Origin of the sequence: Pseudomonas shirazensis (genome assembly GCF_050496565.1) — a bacterium.
GTDB classification, from domain to species: Bacteria; Pseudomonadota; Gammaproteobacteria; order Pseudomonadales; family Pseudomonadaceae; genus Aquipseudomonas; species Aquipseudomonas shirazensis_A.
This window is the reverse complement of record NZ_JBNWAE010000002.1, coordinates 72,382-89,038: the sequence shown is the minus strand read 5'-3', so window position 1 is coordinate 89,038 and position 16,657 is coordinate 72,382. Positions and strand designations below refer to the sequence as shown.

The 16,657-nt window shown below is 61.0% G+C and carries 15 protein-coding genes; 2 read left to right on the top strand and 13 right to left on the bottom strand.

Annotated elements, in window-relative coordinates:
• From lpxA to rpsB, 13 genes are all read right to left on the bottom strand, one after another.
• Entirely contained in the window at positions 1-777 is a 777-nt protein-coding gene (gene lpxA / locus ACQZ2L_RS04340) for an acyl-ACP--UDP-N-acetylglucosamine O-acyltransferase (RefSeq protein ID WP_430324812.1), read from the bottom strand.
• Positions 774-1,214 carry a 3-hydroxyacyl-ACP dehydratase FabZ gene (fabZ, locus tag ACQZ2L_RS04335; RefSeq protein WP_101317259.1) on the bottom strand — a complete coding sequence of 147 codons (441 nt, stop codon included), beginning with the start codon at positions 1,212-1,214 and terminating at the stop codon, positions 774-776. The genes lpxA and fabZ overlap by 4 nt, the downstream gene beginning before the upstream one ends.
• Positions 1,215-1,329: 115 nt before the next feature.
• Entirely contained in the window at positions 1,330-2,385 is a 1,056-nt protein-coding gene (lpxD, locus tag ACQZ2L_RS04330; protein WP_430324811.1) for a UDP-3-O-(3-hydroxymyristoyl)glucosamine N-acyltransferase, read from the bottom strand.
• A 1-nt stretch (position 2,386) separates the two neighbouring features.
• The gene (locus ACQZ2L_RS04325) at positions 2,387-2,890 is read right to left on the bottom strand and encodes an OmpH family outer membrane protein (RefSeq protein WP_101317254.1); all 504 of its coding nucleotides are present in this window, start codon (positions 2,888-2,890) and stop codon (positions 2,387-2,389) included.
• Between the two features lie 45 nt (positions 2,891-2,935).
• Positions 2,936-5,284, bottom strand: a complete 2,349-nt coding sequence (bamA, locus tag ACQZ2L_RS04320; RefSeq protein WP_430324810.1) for an outer membrane protein assembly factor BamA — start codon at positions 5,282-5,284, stop codon at positions 2,936-2,938.
• Between the two features lie 73 nt (positions 5,285-5,357).
• Positions 5,358-6,710 (bottom strand): RIP metalloprotease RseP, encoded by a 1,353-nt coding sequence (rseP, locus tag ACQZ2L_RS04315; RefSeq protein ID WP_430324809.1) that lies wholly within the window; start codon positions 6,708-6,710, stop codon positions 5,358-5,360.
• 46 nt (positions 6,711-6,756) lie between these two features.
• Positions 6,757-7,947: a 1-deoxy-D-xylulose-5-phosphate reductoisomerase gene (ispC, locus tag ACQZ2L_RS04310; protein ID WP_430324808.1), complete on the bottom strand. Its 1,191-nt coding sequence runs from the start codon at positions 7,945-7,947 to the stop codon at positions 6,757-6,759.
• The gene (locus ACQZ2L_RS04305) at positions 7,944-8,759 is read right to left on the bottom strand and encodes a phosphatidate cytidylyltransferase (protein WP_101317247.1); all 816 of its coding nucleotides are present in this window, start codon (positions 8,757-8,759) and stop codon (positions 7,944-7,946) included. The genes ispC and ACQZ2L_RS04305 overlap by 4 nt, the downstream gene beginning before the upstream one ends.
• Positions 8,759-9,514: a polyprenyl diphosphate synthase gene (uppS, locus tag ACQZ2L_RS04300; RefSeq protein WP_430324806.1), complete on the bottom strand. Its 756-nt coding sequence runs from the start codon at positions 9,512-9,514 to the stop codon at positions 8,759-8,761. Before uppS ends, ACQZ2L_RS04305 begins: the two co-directional genes overlap by 1 nt.
• Positions 9,515-9,530: 16 nt before the next feature.
• On the bottom strand, positions 9,531-10,088 hold the full coding sequence (gene frr, locus ACQZ2L_RS04295) for a ribosome recycling factor (RefSeq protein WP_101317243.1): 558 nt from the start codon (positions 10,086-10,088) through the stop codon (positions 9,531-9,533).
• On the bottom strand, positions 10,085-10,828 hold the full coding sequence (gene pyrH, locus ACQZ2L_RS04290) for a UMP kinase (RefSeq protein ID WP_101317241.1): 744 nt from the start codon (positions 10,826-10,828) through the stop codon (positions 10,085-10,087). The genes frr and pyrH overlap by 4 nt, the downstream gene beginning before the upstream one ends.
• 181 nt (positions 10,829-11,009) lie before the next feature.
• Positions 11,010-11,873 (bottom strand): translation elongation factor Ts, encoded by an 864-nt coding sequence (tsf, locus tag ACQZ2L_RS04285; RefSeq protein WP_101317239.1) that lies wholly within the window; start codon positions 11,871-11,873, stop codon positions 11,010-11,012.
• Between the two features lie 187 nt (positions 11,874-12,060).
• A complete protein-coding gene (gene rpsB, locus ACQZ2L_RS04280) occupies positions 12,061-12,798 on the bottom strand; it encodes a 30S ribosomal protein S2 (protein WP_101317236.1) in 738 nt (245 codons plus the stop codon).
• 347 nt (positions 12,799-13,145) lie between these two features.
• On the opposite strand from rpsB, the gene map reads away from it, so the two are divergent.
• Both map and ACQZ2L_RS04270 read left to right on the top strand, forming a co-directional pair.
• Positions 13,146-13,928 carry a type I methionyl aminopeptidase gene (gene map, locus ACQZ2L_RS04275; RefSeq protein WP_101317234.1) on the top strand — a complete coding sequence of 261 codons (783 nt, stop codon included), beginning with the start codon at positions 13,146-13,148 and terminating at the stop codon, positions 13,926-13,928.
• Between the two features lie 21 nt (positions 13,929-13,949).
• The gene (locus ACQZ2L_RS04270) at positions 13,950-16,652 is read left to right on the top strand and encodes a [protein-PII] uridylyltransferase (protein ID WP_430324804.1); all 2,703 of its coding nucleotides are present in this window, start codon (positions 13,950-13,952) and stop codon (positions 16,650-16,652) included.
• Positions 16,653-16,657: the final 5 nt, after the last annotated feature.

The window sequence follows — 16,657 nt, the reverse complement described above, 5'->3', positions numbered from 1 at the left end:
TCAGCGGGTAATGCCGCGAGCGGAGCTCTGGATGGAGGTGCGGAACAGCTCGACTTCAGGGTGCAACGCGGCCAGCTCCTGCAACTCGGCAACAGCCTCGTCAGCAGTCAAGCCCTGGCGATAGACCAGCTTGTAGGCTTTGCGCAGCGCGTGGATAACTTCATCGCTGAAGCCACGTCGACGCATGCCTTCGAAGTTCATGCTGCGCGCTTCGGCTGGGCTACCGAATACAGTAACGAACGCGGGTACGTCCTTGCCGATCGCAGTGCCCATGCCGGAGAACGCGTGAGCTCCGATATGGCAGTACTGATGGACCAGCGTGTAACCCGACAGAATTGCCCAGTCGCCAACGTGCACATGACCCGCCAGGGCAGTGTTGTTGACCAGAATGCAATTGTTGCCGATCACGCTGTCGTGGCCAATGTGGGCATAGGCCATGATCAGGTTATGGTCACCGAGAGTGGTTTCAGCACGGTCCTGAACGGTCCCGCGGTGAATGGTCACGCCTTCGCGGATCACATTGTGGTCGCCGATCACCAGACGCGTCGCTTCACCCTTGTACTTGAGGTCAGGGGTGTCTTCGCCAATCGAGGAAAACTGGTAGATGCGGTTGTGCTTGCCGATTCGGGTCGGCCCTTTGAGTACAACGTGCGGGCCGATAACCGTGCCCTCCCCGATTTCGACATCGGGGCCAATGATCGACCAGGGGCCCACCTCGACACCTTCCGCCAGCTTGGCAGAGGGATCGACGATAGCCCGCGGATCAATTGAATTCATAGGGAGCGTTCCGCACAGGTAATCTGCGCCGAGCATACTGGCTTGCCGTCAACCAGGGCACGGCACTCGAACTTCCAGATCATGCTCTTGCGGCTGAGGAACTTGGCTTCAAGAACCAGCTGGTCGCCTGGCAACACTGGCTGACGGAAGCGTAGCTTGTCGGAGCCAACGAAGTAGTACAGGGTGCCGTCTGCCGGCTTGGCGTCGAGCATCTTGAACCCGAGAATCCCGGCTGCCTGGGCCATGGCTTCAATGATCAGCACGCCTGGCATGATCGGGTGAGCCGGGAAGTGGCCATTGAAGAACGGCTCGTTGATGCTGACATTCTTGTAGGCACGAATGCTCTGGGCCTCGAAGTCCAGCTCCGTGACCCGGTCCACCAGCAGGAACGGGTAACGGTGAGGCAGGTATTCGCGAATCTCGTTGATGTCCATCATTTCGGGGGGAAGCCTGTAGTAAGAATAGGGAGCGCAGGTGCTGACCACACGCTCCTTTAGCAATCCAATAGAGGAGCCAGCTAGCAACGGATCACTCTTGGCTCAGGAAATGGTATCAGCCTTCTGATGTCGGCTGGCCACCTGAGGTCACGGTCTCGAAGCGTTTTTCCATCTGCTGCAGGCGTTTGGCCATATCGTCGAGCTGGCGAATCCGCGCCGCACTCTTGCGCCAATCGCCCAGCGGCTGCATGGCCGTGCCGGAAGAATAGGCACCCGGCTCGGTGATCGAACGGGTCACCATGGTCATGCCGGAGACGAACACGTTGTCGCAGACATCGATATGGCCAACCATGCCGACACCACCAGCAATAGTGCAATGCTTGCCAATGCGAGTGCTGCCAGAGATGCCGACACACGCGGCCATGGCCGTGTGATCGCCAATCTGCACGTTGTGCGCGATCTGGATCTGGTTGTCGAGCTTGACCCCGTTACCGATTTGCGTGTCCGCCAATGCACCGCGGTCGACCGCAGTATTGACGCCGATCTCGACATCATCACCAATACGCACACCGCCGATCTGGGCAATCTTGCGCCAGATGCCCTTCTCGTTGGCAAAGCCGAAGCCCTCGCCGCCGATCACCGCACCGGACTGAATCGTCACCCGCGCACCAATGGTCACATCGTGATACAGCGTGACCCGCGGTGCCAGCCAGCCACCCTCGCCGATCACGCAGCGCGCACCAATGAAGCAGTGAGCCCCCACGGTGACATTGGCAGCGATGCGCGCACCGCTCTCGATCACCGCGAACGGCCCTACGCTGGCACTGGCATCGACCTGAGCGTCATCAGCAACCACGGCGCTGGGGTGAATCCCCGCTACAGCCTTGGGCTTTGGATCGAACAGGTGAGAGATACGCGCGTAAGCAAGGTACGGGTCGGCGACGATCAAGGCATTGCCGGCGAAGCCTTCGGCGTCTGCAGCCTTGAGCAGAACCGCAGAAGCCTGGGCATTGTCCAGGTACTTGCGGTACTGCGGGTTGGCGAGAAAGCTCAATTGCCCGGGACCGGCCTCCTGCAAGGTGGCCAGCCCGGTAATCTGCAGCGCCTCGGGCCCCTTGAGGGTAGCGCCGAGCGCCTCGGCCAATTGGCCGAGCGTCATGGTCACGGTCATATCAACGGGCTTGGTTCATGCGCTCGATGACTTGGCGAGTGATGTCATACTGCGGTTTGACATCGATCACTGCGCCGCGCTCGAGCACCAGGTCAAAGCCGCCTTTCTTGATCACTTCTTCAACAGCACCGTCCAGCTTTGGCTTGAGCTGCTTGAGCATGTCACGGTCGGCAACAGCCTTGGCTTCGTTGAGCTCCTTGGACTGGAACTGGAAGTCACGGGCTTTTTGCTTGAACTCGAGCTCAAGACGCTCGCGCTCTTGCTGCTGCATCTTGTCGCCGCCTTTGAGCAGACGGTCCTGGATGCCCTTGGCGCTGCTTTCCAGGCCCTTGAGCTTGGTCAGTTGCGGGCCGAACTTCTTCTCGGCATCGACGGCGTAACGCTTGGCGGCGTCCGACTCGAGCAGTGCCATCTGATAGTTCAGCACAGCCACTTTCATTTCGGCGAAAGCGGGGGTGGCGACCAGCGCCGCAGCCACGAAGGCCAGTTGGGTCAACTTACGCACGATGCACTCCTGGAGAATCCGTTGTCGTTTAGCACGGGGCCGACCTTAGAAGGTCTGCCCCAGAGAGAATTGGAACACCTGGGTTTCGGCTTCTGCCGGCTTCTTGATCGGCATTGCCAAACTGAAGCTCAACGGGCCCAGCGCAGTGATCCAGGTTACGCCCAGGCCAACCGAACTGGCCATGTCCGAGAAGCCGACCTTGGTGCAATCAGGCTTGGAACCGCAGTTGGTATCGAACACGTTACCCACATCCCAGAACACGGAGGTGCGCAGCGAGCGCTGGTCCTTGACGAACGGCAGTGGGAACAGCAACTCGACACCACCCTGGATCAGCACGTTGCCACCGAAGGCCAGAGGATCTTGATCCGGGTCACGCGCAGTGCCATCACGGGTACCGTCGCTCGGCGTGCTGCGCGGGCCGAGGGTGTTGTCCTTGAAGCCACGTACCGAGTTGAAACCACCGGCGTAGTAGTTCTCGTAGAACGGCAGCCCGGAGGTACCGCCATAACCGTCGCCATAACCCAGCTCAGTGTGCAGACGCAGGGTGTAATCGTTGGACAGCGGCTTGAACAGCTGGCCGCGGTAATCCAGTTTGTAGAACGACAGATCGCTGCCCGGCACGGTGCTTTCCAGGGTCAGGCTCTGGGAGTGACCACGGGTAGCCAGTACACCTTTGTTCAGGGTCGATTCGGACCAGCCGACGGATGCCTTGAAGTTGAGGAAGTTTTCGCCTTCTTTGTCGATGAAGTCGAAGATCTCGTCAACGGTGTAGCGGCCGGTCTTGAGTTTGTCCTGCTGCACGCTCAGGCCGTAGGTCAGACGCGAGGTCTCGCTGATCGGATAACCGACGCTGACACCGGCACCCAGGCTGTCTACTGCGTAGCTGGCCACGTCGACGTCGAGGTCATCGTAGTCGGTGCTGCGGTAGAAGGCGTTGTAACCCAGGCTGACGCCATCGGCAGTCCAGTAGGGGTCAACGAAGCCAAAGTTGTAGCGGGTCTGGTATTCGCTGCGGGTCAGGCCGATCGAAACCTTGTTACCGGTACCGAGGAAGTTGGTCTGGCTGATCGAACCACCGAGGATCAGGCCGGCGCTCTGGGCAAAACCGACGCTGGCGGTGATCGAACCGGACGCTTGCTCTTCAACGCTGTAGTTGACGTCGACCTGGTCATCGGTACCCGGCACAGGCGGGGTCTCGACGTTGACTTCCTTGAAGAAGCCCAGGCGCTCGAGGCGAGTCTTGGACTGGTCGATCAGGTAGGTCGAAGCCCAGCCGCCTTCCATCTGGCGCATTTCACGGCGCAGCACTTCGTCTTCGGTCTTGGTGTTGCCGCGGTAGTTGATGCGGTTGACGTAGGCACGCTTGCCCGGGTCGACCACGAACATGATGTCGACGGTGTGGTCTTCATCGTGCGCCTGCGGCACGCCGTTGACGTTGGCGAAGGTGTAGCCTTCGTTACCCAGACGACGGGTGATCAGGTCGGACGTGGTGGTCATCACCTTGCGCGAGAATACCTGGCCTGGCTGCACCAGCAGCAGCGACTGGACCTGGTCTTCCGGCACTTTGAGGTCACCGGACAGCTTCACGTCACGAACGGTGTACTTTTCACCTTCGTTGATGTTGACGGTGATGTAGACGTGCTTCTTGTCCGGGGTGATCGACACCTGGGTAGAAGCGATGTCCATGTTGATGTAGCCGCGGTCCAGGTAATACGAGCGCAGACGCTCGAGGTCACCGGAGAGTTTTTCGCGGGCATACTTGTCGTCGTTCTTGAAGAACGACAACCAGTTGGTGGTTTTCAGCTCGAACAGCTGGCCGAGCTCGTCATCATCGAACACGGTGTTGCCCACCACGTTGATGTGCTGGATCGCGGCAACCGTGCCTTCGTTGATGTTGATCTTCAGGCCAACCCGGTTACGCGGCTGCGGCACGACTTCAGCTTCGACCTCGGCCGAGTAGCGGCCCTGGGCCACATACTGACGTTGCAGTTCGTTACGCACACCTTCGAGGGTGGCGCGCTGGAAGATCTCGCCTTCGGCCAGACCAGACTGCTTCAGACCTTTCATCAGGTCTTCAGTGCTGATCGCCTTGTTGCCTTCGATCTCGATACTGGCTACCGACGGACGCTCGACCACATTGATGATCAAGACGTTGCCGTCGCGGCTCAGCTGGATATCCTGGAAGAAGCCAGTCTTGAACAGCGAGCGGGTGGAATCCACCAGGCGACGGTCGTCAGCCTGATCGCCCACGTTCAGAGGCAGTGCGCCGAACACGCTGCCGGCGGAAACCCGCTGCAGGCCGTTGACGCGGATATCGGAGATGGTGAAGGACTCAGCGTGAACTTCAGCGATCATCAGTGCGGAGAGGACCGCAGTTAGCAGCAGACGTTTCATGAAGTCCTTTTATTCCAACTGGCAATAAACAACCCGCCGCGAAAAGGCGGCAGGTTTGCAATTGAGCGAAGCTTTATAGTCGACCCAGATCGTTGATCAGGGCGAGCAACATCACCCCTATGACCAAACTTATACCGATCTGGACCCCCCAACCTTGCACCCGATCCGACAGCGGACGGCCGCGTGCCAACTCGATCAGGTAGAACAACAGATGCCCCCCATCCAGTACTGGAATGGGCAGCAGGTTCAGAACCCCCAGGCTTATGCTCAGGTAGGCCAGGAAATTCAGGAAATCCCCAACGCCCGACTGGGCTGAAGCGCCCGCCACTTTAGCAATGGTTATCGGTCCGCTCAAGTTTTTTACCGAGAGCTCGCCGAACAGCATTTTCTTCAGCGACTCAAGGGTCAGGATGCTCATGTTCCAGGTCCGCGTCAGGCCTTCGCCCATCGCGGCCACAGGCCCGTAGCTGACTTCGCGCAGCATCGTCGCCGGCCATTCGCCACCTTTGACCCCTGCCCCGAGATAACCAGCGGACGCCTGGCCTTCGCCTTTGCGCGCCAGGGTAACCGGAACATCCAGCACCGCAGCATCGCGCTCGACCCGCAGCTGCACCTTGGCCTCTGGGCGGGCGCGCACGCTGTCGACCACCTGCTGCCAGTCGTTCAGGGCAACGCCATCCAGGCTCAGCAGTTTGTCACCGGTTTTCAGCCCCGCTGCGGCCGCCGGCCCGTTCGGGTCGATTTCGGCCAGTACCGGGGTAATCACCGGGCGCCACGGGCGCAGGCCAAGCGACTGGATCGGGTCGGGTTCATCCGCGCCGCGCAGCCACTGGTTCAAGTTGATCTCGTGTTGCGTCTCGGCACTGCTGCCTTCATTCAGCACGCCCACCCGCAGGGTGCCGCTCTCGCCGAGGCGGCGCACCAGCTGCAGGTTGACCGCAGACCAGCCGTTGGTCGCTTTGCCATCTACCGAGACGATTTCCTGGCCAGCGCTGAGGCCGGCACTGGCAGCCAGGCTGCCCGCCTCGACCGCGCCGATGACCGGGCGCACCTGCTGGGTACCGAGCATGGCCAGCAGCCAGAAGAACACGATTGCCAGGAGGAAGTTGGCAATCGGCCCGGCGGCGACTATGGCGATGCGCTGGCCGACCGGCTTGCGATTGAACGACTGCTCGATCAGCGCCGGCGGCACTTCGCCCTCGCGCTCGTCGAGCATCTTCACGTAACCGCCCAGGGGAATCGCGGCAACCACGAATTCGGTGCCATGGCGGTCGTGCCAGCGCAGCAGCGGCGTGCCGAAGCCTACCGAGAAGCGCAGCACCTTGACCCCGCACCGGCGGGCGACCCAAAAATGACCAAATTCGTGAAAGGTGACCAGCACACCCAACGCAACCAGGGTACCGATGATCATGTAGAGCGCAGTCATATCCATCTCCGAAAGACGTTCAGGACAACCCTGGAGCGAGCGCGCATCAGCGGCCGTTCCGCCGCAGCCATTCCCGGGACAGCTCCCGCGCGCGCTGGTCGGCAGCAAACACCGCATCCAGCGACGTCAGTGGCACAACTGGCTCCTGTTCGAGCACCTGCTCGATCATACCCGCGATCTCCGGAAAGCGGATACGCCGCTGCAGAAATGCCTCGACAGCCACTTCGTTGGCCGCATTGAGCACCGCAGGTGCACTGTGGCCGGCCTCTGCCGCCTGACGCGCCAGGCGCAGGCAGGGGAAGCGCTGCGGATCGGGCGCCTGGAAATCCAGCCGGGCGATGACAAACAGGTCAAGCGGGGCAACGCCGGAATCGATCCGCTCTGGCCAGGCCAGCGCGTTGGCAATCGGTGTGCGCATATCCGGATTGCCCAACTGCGCGAGCACCGAGCCGTCAACGTAATCGACCAGGGAATGGATCACGCTTTGCGGATGCACCACGACTTCCACCTGAGCTGGCGCGGCGTCAAACAGCCAGCACGCCTCGATCAGCTCCAGGCCCTTGTTCATCATGCTCGCCGAGTCGACCGAAATCTTGCGCCCCATCGACCAGTTGGGATGGGCACAGGCCTGCTCGGGCGTCACGGCGTCAAGCTCAGCCGATGGCGTTTCGCGGAACGGCCCACCGGAGGCCGTCAGCAAGATGCGGCGCACGCCTACCGCGCCCAGACCACGCGCGTAGTCACCTGGCAAGCACTGGAAAATAGCGTTGTGTTCGCTGTCGATCGGCAGCAACACCGCGCCACTGCGCCGTACTGCGTCCATGAACAGCGCGCCGGACATCACCAGCGCTTCCTTGTTGGCGAGCAGGACCTTCTTGCCGGCCTCGACCGCCGCCAGGGTCGGGCGCAAACCAGCAGCACCGACGATTGCCGCCATGACCGCGTCAACTTCACTGGCCGCAGCGACCTCACACAAGCCGGCCTCGCCTTCGAGCACCTCGGTAGCACTGCCCGCCTCCGCCAGCCCCGCGCGCAGGCGCAGTGCAGCGTCGGCGCTTGGTACCACGGCAAATGCAGGCGTATGACGCAAGCACAGGTCGAGCAGCTGCTCGACCTGGGAATAACCGCTGAGGGCAAATACCTCAAAGCGCTCAGGGTGACGGCCAATCACGTCAAGCGTGCTCAGGCCAATAGAACCGGTCGCGCCAAGCACCGTGATCCGTTGCCTACGGCTCACATCACACCCCATTCAGCGGCCCACAGCAGCACGGCGAACATCGGGATGGCAGCGGTCAGGCTGTCGATGCGGTCAAGCACACCGCCATGCCCCGGCAACAGGTTACTGCTGTCCTTGATGCCCTCGCGGCGCTTGAACATGCTTTCAGTAAGGTCACCGACCACCGAAGCCATCACCACCACCACCGCGCCGAGCAGGCCCAGCAGCAACTGGCCGATGCTCCAGTCACGCACCAGGCCCACGCCCAAAGCGATCAGCAGGCTAACCGCAAGGCCGCCATACACGCCTTCCCAGCTCTTGCCGGGGCTGACGTGAGGGGCCAGCTTGCGCTTGCCAAACGCGCGGCCGGAGAAGTACGCACCGATGTCGGCAGACCACACCAGCACCATCACCGAGAGGATCAGGAAGTTGCCCAGCGGCCAGTGCTTGAGCAACACCAGGCCTTGCCAGGCCGGCAGCAGCACCAGCAGGCCGATCAGCAGGCGGCAGGCAGCACTCGACCACAGCTCGCTGCTGCGCGGGTAGGTCAGCACCAGCCAGGTCGCCAACCCCCACCAGATCACCGCTGCGCCGAGCACCCAAGGCGCCAGTTCGGGCAACAGGTACAGCAGCATCAACGCCGCAGCCACAACAGCGGCGTAAGCGATGCGCATTGGTTGAGCCATCAAGCCGGCCAGACGCGCCCATTCCCAGGCGCCCAAGGTGACCACACAGCCGATGAACAGGGCGAAGTCGCCGCCCTGCAGAAGAAAGAACCCAGCCAGTGCAATCGGCAGCAGGATCAGCGCAGTAATGATGCGTTGTTTAAGCATTAAGCACGAGCTCCAGCCTCGACCTGCTCGCTGGTTTTCCCGAAGCGGCGTTGGCGCGAAGCGAAATCGGCCAGCGCGGTACGCATGGCCTCGTGTTTGAAGTCCGGCCAGAACAGGTCGGAGAAATACAGCTCGGCGTAGGCCAGCTGCCACAACAGGAAGTTGCTGATGCGATGCTCGCCGCCGGTACGAATACACAAGTCAGGTAGCGGCAGGTCGCCGGTCGAAAGACAGGTCTGCAACAACCCCGGGGTAATGTCGTCCGGGCGCAAATGGCCGGCTTGAACCTCACGGGCCAGCCGTTGCGCTGCCTGGGCAATATCCCACTGGCCACCATAATTGGCGGCGACCTGCAGGATGAAGCGGTTGCTGCCAGCGGTAGCCGCCTCCGCCTCGCGCATGGCAGCCTGCAACTCCGGATGAAAGCGGCTGCGATCACCGATGATGCGCAGGCTGATGTTGTTGTCATTGAGGCGCCGGGCCTCGCGGCGCAAGGCCGTGAAAAACAACTCCATCAACGCGCCGACCTCATCGGCCGGGCGCTGCCAGTTTTCACTGGAGAAGGCGAACAGGGTCAGGACTTCGACGCCCGCCTCGGCACACACCTCAATCACCGCGCGCACAGCATCCACGCCCGCTTTATGCCCGGCGACACCGGGCAGCAGACGCTTCTTCGCCCAGCGATTGTTGCCGTCCATGATGATCGCGACGTGGCGCGGCACCCCAGACGGCGCCGCTTGCTTGGTCTTTTCCATGAAGAGAACCCTGGCCTCAGACGGCCATCAGGTCCTTTTCCTTCGCCTTCACGGCAGTCTCGATATCGGCGACGAACTTGTCGGTCAGTTTCTGGATGTCATCAGCCGCACGACGCTCTTCGTCTTCGCTGATTTCCTTTTCCTTGACCAGATCCTTGAGCTGGCTGAGCGCATCACGACGGATGTTGCGCACGGCGACGCGGCCATCTTCGGCAGCTTCACGGGCCTGCTTGGTGAAGCCCTTGCGGGTTTCTTCAGTGAGCGCTGGCATGGTGATCAGCAGCAGCTCGCCCAGGTTGGTCGGGTTCAGGTTGAGGCCTGCGCTACCGATAGCCTTGTCGACCGCGCTGAGCATGTTGCGCTCGAAAGCTACGACCTGCAGGGTGCGCGAATCCTTGACGGTGATGCTGGCCACCTGCTTGATCGGCGTATCCGCGCCGTAGTACGGCACCATCACGCCTTCGAGAATGCTTGGGTGAGCAACACCGGTGCGGATGCGGCTGAACGCGTGCTGGAGCGATTCCAGCGACTTGGTCATACGTTCCTGAGCATCTTTCTTGATTTCGTTGATCATGCTTGGCCTTCCTCGATCAAAGTACCTTCAGCGCCACCCACCACGATATTCAGCAGGGCGCCAGGCTTGTTCATGTTGAATACCCGCAATGGCATCTTGTGGTCGCGGCACAGACAGATTGCGGTCAGGTCCATCACACCCAGCTTGCGATCCAGAACCTCATCATAGGTGAGGCGATCGAACTTCTCGGCGTGCGGGTCCTTGAATGGATCGGCAGTGTACACACCGTCGACCTTGGTCGCCTTCAGCACCACATCTGCATCGATTTCGATGCCGCGCAGGCAGGCTGCGGAGTCGGTGGTGAAGAACGGGTTGCCGGTACCGGCGGAGAAAATTACCACATCCCCGGAGTTGAGGTGGCGAATAGCTTTGCGACGATCGTAATGGTCGGTGACGCCGACCATGGAGATGGCCGACATGACCAGTGCCGGGATGTTCGAACGCTCAAGGGCGTCACGCATGGCCAGGCCATTCATCACTGTGGCGAGCATGCCCATGTGGTCGCCGGTAACCCGATCCATGCCGGCGGCGCTGAGCGCTGCACCGCGGAACAGGTTGCCGCCGCCGATGACCAGACCCACCTGGACACCGATGCCGACCAACTGGCCCACTTCGAGGGCCATGCGGTCCAGCACTTTCGGGTCGATCCCGAACTCTTCCGAGCCCATCAGGGCCTCGCCGCTAAGTTTGAGCAAAATGCGTTTATAGCGAGGTTGGCGACCACTCACCTGCTGAGCCATTGCGAGTCTCTCCTGCGGCGTTTTTAAGAAAATTCTGCGCGGGCTGGGTTACAGCCAGCTAACTGTAGCGTGGCGCTGCTTCAGCGCCAGCGGTACCAGGCCGGATAAACCTGGTGCCGGTTTGACAAAGAGGCTGCGCGCGTGAGCGGGCAGCCTCTTTGGGGCGACAGACGAGGCTGTCTTACTGCTTGGCAGCAGCCAGCTGGGCGGCAACTTCTTCAGCGAAGTTGTCGACCGGCTTCTCGATGCCTTCGCCTACTTTGAAGTAGGTGAAGGAAACGATTTCAGCACCGGCTTTCTTGGCCAGTTCGCCGACTTTGATCTCCGGGTTCATGACGAAAGCTTGCTCTTTCAGCGAGGCTTCTGCTTTGAACTTGGTGATACGACCGTTGATCATGTTCTCAACGATGTTTTCCGGCTTGCCGGCGATCTTGTCAGCGTTCAGCTGCAGGAAGACAGCCTTCTCGCGCTCGATGGCCTCGGCGGAGATTTCCGACGAATCGAGGAACTCAGGGTTCGACGCAGCAACGTGCATGGCGATTTCTTTGGCCAGCTGAACATCGCCGCCCTTCAGAACAACCGCAACACCAATCTTGTTGCCGTGCAGGTAGGCACCAACAACGTCACCCTCAACGCGCACCAGGCGACGGATGTTGACGTTCTCACCTACTTTGGCGACCAGTGCTTCACGCGCCGATTCGCGGGCAGCGATCAGCGGAGCGGCGTCGGTCAGCTTGTCGTTGAAAGCCTGTTCCACGCTTTCAGCAACGAAGTTTTTGAAGTCGTCTTGCAGAGCCAGGAAGTCGGTCTGCGAGTTCACTTCCAGCAGGACGGCGGACTTGTCGTCGGCCTTGATGGCGATAGCGCCTTCAGCGGCAACGTTGCCAGCCTTTTTGGCGGCCTTGATGGCGCCGGAGGCACGCATGTCGTCAATGGCTTTTTCGATATCGCCGTCAGCCTTTTCCAGGGCTTTCTTGCAATCCATCATGCCTTCGCCGGTACGCTCGCGCAGTTCTTTGACCAGCGCTGCAGTAATTGCTGCCATTTCAAAATCCTCTTGGAAAGTTTTTCAACCATTCCACCCGCTCGTCACGGGCGTTCAATTCTGCTAATCCACTGTCTTGTTGCCAGCAGGAGGTCATCATGCGGCGGTATTGCTGACAGGAGGATTTCAGGTGGCAAAAAGGGGGCCAAGCCCCCTTTTCGCGTGCCAAGTAGACGCCGGGCGTCAATTACTCAGCAGCTGGTGCCGCCGCTTCTTCAACATAGACTTCGGTGCCGCCAGCAACATGGTTGCGGCCGCGGATGATGGCGTCAGCCATCGAAGCCATGTACAGCTCGATTGCGCGGATGGCGTCATCGTTGCCTGGGATGATGTAATCAACACCTTCCGGGCTGCTGTTGGTATCGACAACGCCGATAACCGGGATGCCCAGCTTGTTGGCTTCGGTGATCGCGATGCGCTCGTGATCAACGTCGATGACGAACAGTGCGTCAGGCAGACCGCCCATGTCCTTGATACCACCCAGGCTGCGGTCCAGTTTCTCCAGATCGCGCGAACGCATCAGAGCTTCTTTCTTGGTCAGCTTGGCGAAGGTACCGTCTTCAGCCTGGACTTCAAGATCACGCAGACGCTTGATCGAAGCGCGGATGGTCTTGTAGTTGGTCAGCATGCCGCCCAACCAGCGGTGGTCGACGTAAGGCGAACCACTGCGAGCAGCGTGCTCGGCGACCAGTTTGCCGGCGGAACGCTTGGTGCCGACGAACAGGATCTTGTTTTTGCCCTGAGCCAGGCGCTCGACGAACGACAGAGCGTCGTTGAACATCGGCAGGGTTTTTTCCAGGTTGATGATGTGAATCTTGTTACGCGCGCCGAAAATGTATTTACCCATTTTCGGGTTCCAGTAACGGGTCTGGTGACCGAAGTGCACACCGGCCTTCAGCATATCGCGCATATTGACTTGGGACATGATTGTTCCTTGATAAGTCGGGTTGGGCCTCCACGTATCCCAATGACCAACCCACGTCGCCGAAGCGGTCGGGGCACCCAGGTCATCGTGTCGACACGTGTGTGGGTTAAGGCAGTCGAGGTCGTCCCCGAAAGCGGCGCACTTTATACCACAGACTCGGCGCTGACGGAACTGCAATCCTGTCGCGTCCGTCAGTGCTTTTTGCAGCAGGCCCGCAATCGCGCCAAAATGCCTCATATAGAGAGCCGCCAACGGGCCTTTCTGCCGACAGATGGGCGCCTCGCTCTGGTAGAATCTACCCTTTCCCGTTTGTTCGCGCCTTGCACGGCGCCGTAGAGAGCCTGTTAATGACCGTCACCATCAAGACTGCAGAAGACATCGAAAAGATGCGCATCGCCGGCCGCCTGGCCGCTGAAGTGCTGGAGATGATCGAGCCACACGTCAAGCCCGGCGTTACTACCGAAGCGCTCGACCGCCTGTGCCACGACTACATCGTCAACATTCAGCAGGCCATCCCGGCCCCGCTCAACTACAAAGGCTACCCGAAGTCGATCTGCACCTCGATCAACCACGTGGTCTGCCATGGCATCCCCAACGACAAGCCGCTGAAGGACGGTGACACGCTGAACATCGACGTGACCGTGATCAAGGATGGCTACCACGGCGATACCAGCCGCATGTTCCATGTCGGCACCGTGCCGGTGTGGGCCGAGCGCCTGTCCCAGGTCACCCAGGAATGCATGTACAAGGCGATTGAGCTGGTCAAGCCGGGCTGCCGCCTGGGCGACATCGGCGAAGTGATCCAGAAGCACGCCGAGAAGAACGGTTTTTCGGTGGTGCGCGAGTTCTGCGGCCACGGCATCGGCAAGGTCTTCCATGAAGAACCGCAGATCCTGCACTACGGCCGTGCCGGCACCGGCATGGAGCTCAAGGAAGGCATGACCTTCACCATCGAGCCGATGATCAACCAGGGCAAGGCCGACACCAAGGTGCTGGGCGACGGCTGGACGGCCATCACCAAGGACCGCAAGCTGTCGGCGCAGTGGGAGCACACCCTGGTGGTTACCGCGACCGGTTACGAGATCTTCACCCTGCGCAAAGACGACACCATCCCCCGCACGTCGGCCTAACACTTCCAGGAAAGCGACTCGATGCCCCAGGTGGATCCCGAGCTGTTCGACCGCGGCCAGTTCCAGGCGGAACTGGCGCTCAAGGCAAGCCCTATCGCGGCCTTCAAGAAGGCCATCCGCCTGGCCCGCGAGGTGCTTGATCGGCGCTTTCGCGAAGGCCGTGACATCCGCCGGCTGATCGAAGATCGCGCCTGGTTCGTCGACAACATCCTGCAGCAGGCCTGGAGCCAGTTCGACTGGCAACCACCCGAAGCGATCGCCCTGATCGCCGTGGGCGGCTATGGCCGCGGCGAACTGCACCCGTACTCGGACATCGACCTGCTGATTCTGCTCGACGGCGCCCAGCACGAGCAGTACCGCGACGCCATCGAACAACTGCTGACCCTGCTCTGGGACATCGGCCTGGAAGTTGGCCAGAGCGTGCGCAGTGTCGACGAGTGCGTCGAGCAGGCCCGCGCCGACCTGACGGTGATCACCAACCTGATGGAAAGCCGCACCATTTGCGGCCCAGAAGCCCTGCGCCAGCGCATGCTCGAGGCCACCAGCACCTCGCACTTGTGGCCGAGCAAGGAGTTCTTCCTGGCCAAGCGCGCCGAGCTCAAGGCCCGCCACCACAAGTACAACGACACCGAATACAACCTTGAACCCAACGTCAAGGGCTCGCCCGGCGGCCTGCGTGATATCCAGACAGTGCTGTGGGTCGCACGCCGCCAGTACGGCACCTTGAACCTGCACGCCCTGGCCGGCGAAGGCTTCCTGCTGGAAAGCGAAAACGAACTGCTGGCATCGTCCCAGGCGTTTGTCTGGCGGGTGCGCTATGCCCTGCACATGCTCGCCGGCCGCGCCGAAGACCGCCTGCTGTTCGATCACCAGCGCAGCATCGCCGCCCTGCTCGGCTTCAGCGACGAAAACCCCAAGCGCGCCATCGAGCAGTTCATGCAGCAGTACTATCGGGTGGTGATGAGCATCAGCCAGCTCTGCGACCTGATTATCCAGCATTTCGAAGAAGTGATCCTGGCGGATGAGGACAGCGGCACCACCCAGCCGCTCAACGCCCGCTTCCGGCTGCATGATGGCTACATCGAGGCCGCCCATCAGAACGTGTTCAAGCGCACCCCGTTTGCCATGCTCGAGATGTTCGTGCTGATGGCCCAGCACCCTGAGATCAAGGGCGTGCGCGCCGATACCGTGCGCCTGCTGCGCGCCCATCGGCACCTGATCGACGATGACTTTCGCAACGACATCCGCAACACCAGCCTGTTCATCGAGCTGTTCAAGTGCGAAATCGGCATCCACCGCAACCTGCGCCGGATGAACCGCTACGGAATTCTTGGCCGTTACCTGCCCGAGTTCGGCCTGATCGTCGGGCAGATGCAGCATGACCTGTTCCACATCTATACGGTCGATGCGCATACGCTCAACCTGATCAAGCACTTGCGCAAATTGCAGTACACCCCGGTATCAGAGAAATTCCCGCTGGCCAGCAAACTCATGGGCCGCCTGCCCAAACCGGAGCTGATCTACCTGGCCGGGCTTTATCACGACATCGGCAAGGGCCGCCAGGGCGACCACTCCGAGCTCGGTGCGGTCGATGCCCAGGTATTCGGCGAGCGTCACCAACTGCCGACCTGGGACACCCGACTGATCGTCTGGCTGGTGCGCAACCACCTGTTGATGTCGACCACAGCCCAGCGCAAGGATCTATCCGATCCGCAGGTGATCAATGATTTTGCCCTGCTCGTCGGCGATGAGACGCGCCTCGACTACCTCTATGTACTTACCGTTGCCGACATCAACGCGACCAACCCGACGCTGTGGAATTCCTGGCGCGCCAGCCTGCTGCGCCAGCTTTACAGTGAGACCAAGCGTGCCCTGCGCCGCGGCCTGGAAAACCCGCTCGACCGCGAAGAGCAGATCCGCCAGACCCAAAGCGCTGCGCTGGACATCCTGATCCGCGAAGGCACCGACCCGGATGACGTCGAGCAGCTCTGGTCGCAACTGGGTGACGACTACTTCCTCAAGCACACCGCCGCCGACGTCGCCTGGCACAGCGATGCAATCCTGCAGCAGCCGGCTGACGGCGGCCCGCTGGTATTGATCAAGGAAACCACCCAGCGCGAGTTCGAAGGTGGCACGCAGATCTTCATCTATGCGCCCGACCAGCACGACTTCTTCGCTGTGACGGTGGCGGCAATGTCGCAGCTGAACCTGAACATCCACGATGCGCGTATCATCACTTCGAGCAGCCAGTTCACCCTCGACACCTACATCGTGCTGGACAACGACGGCGGCTCGATCGGCGACAATCCGCAGCGGGTCAAGCAGATTCGCGACGGTTTGACCGAAGCCTTGCGCACCCCGGAGGACTACCCGACCATCATCCAACGGCGAGTCCCGCGTCAGCTCAAGCACTTCACCTTTGCGCCGCAGGTGACCATCCTCAATGATGCCCAGCGCGCAGTGACCATTCTCGAGATCACCGCCCCTGACCGGCCTGGCCTGCTGGCGCGGATCGGGCGGATCTTCCTCGAGTTCGACCTGTCGCTGCAAAACGCCAAGATCGCCACCCTTGGCGAGCGGGTCGAAGACGTGTTCTTCATTACCGATGCCAACAACCAGCCGCTGTCCGACCCGCAACTGTGCAGCCGCCTGCAGGAAGCGCTGGTCAAGCAGTTGCAGCCCAGCCAGGGCAGCGACAACAGCCCTGCCCGCCTGACTATCTAGATGAT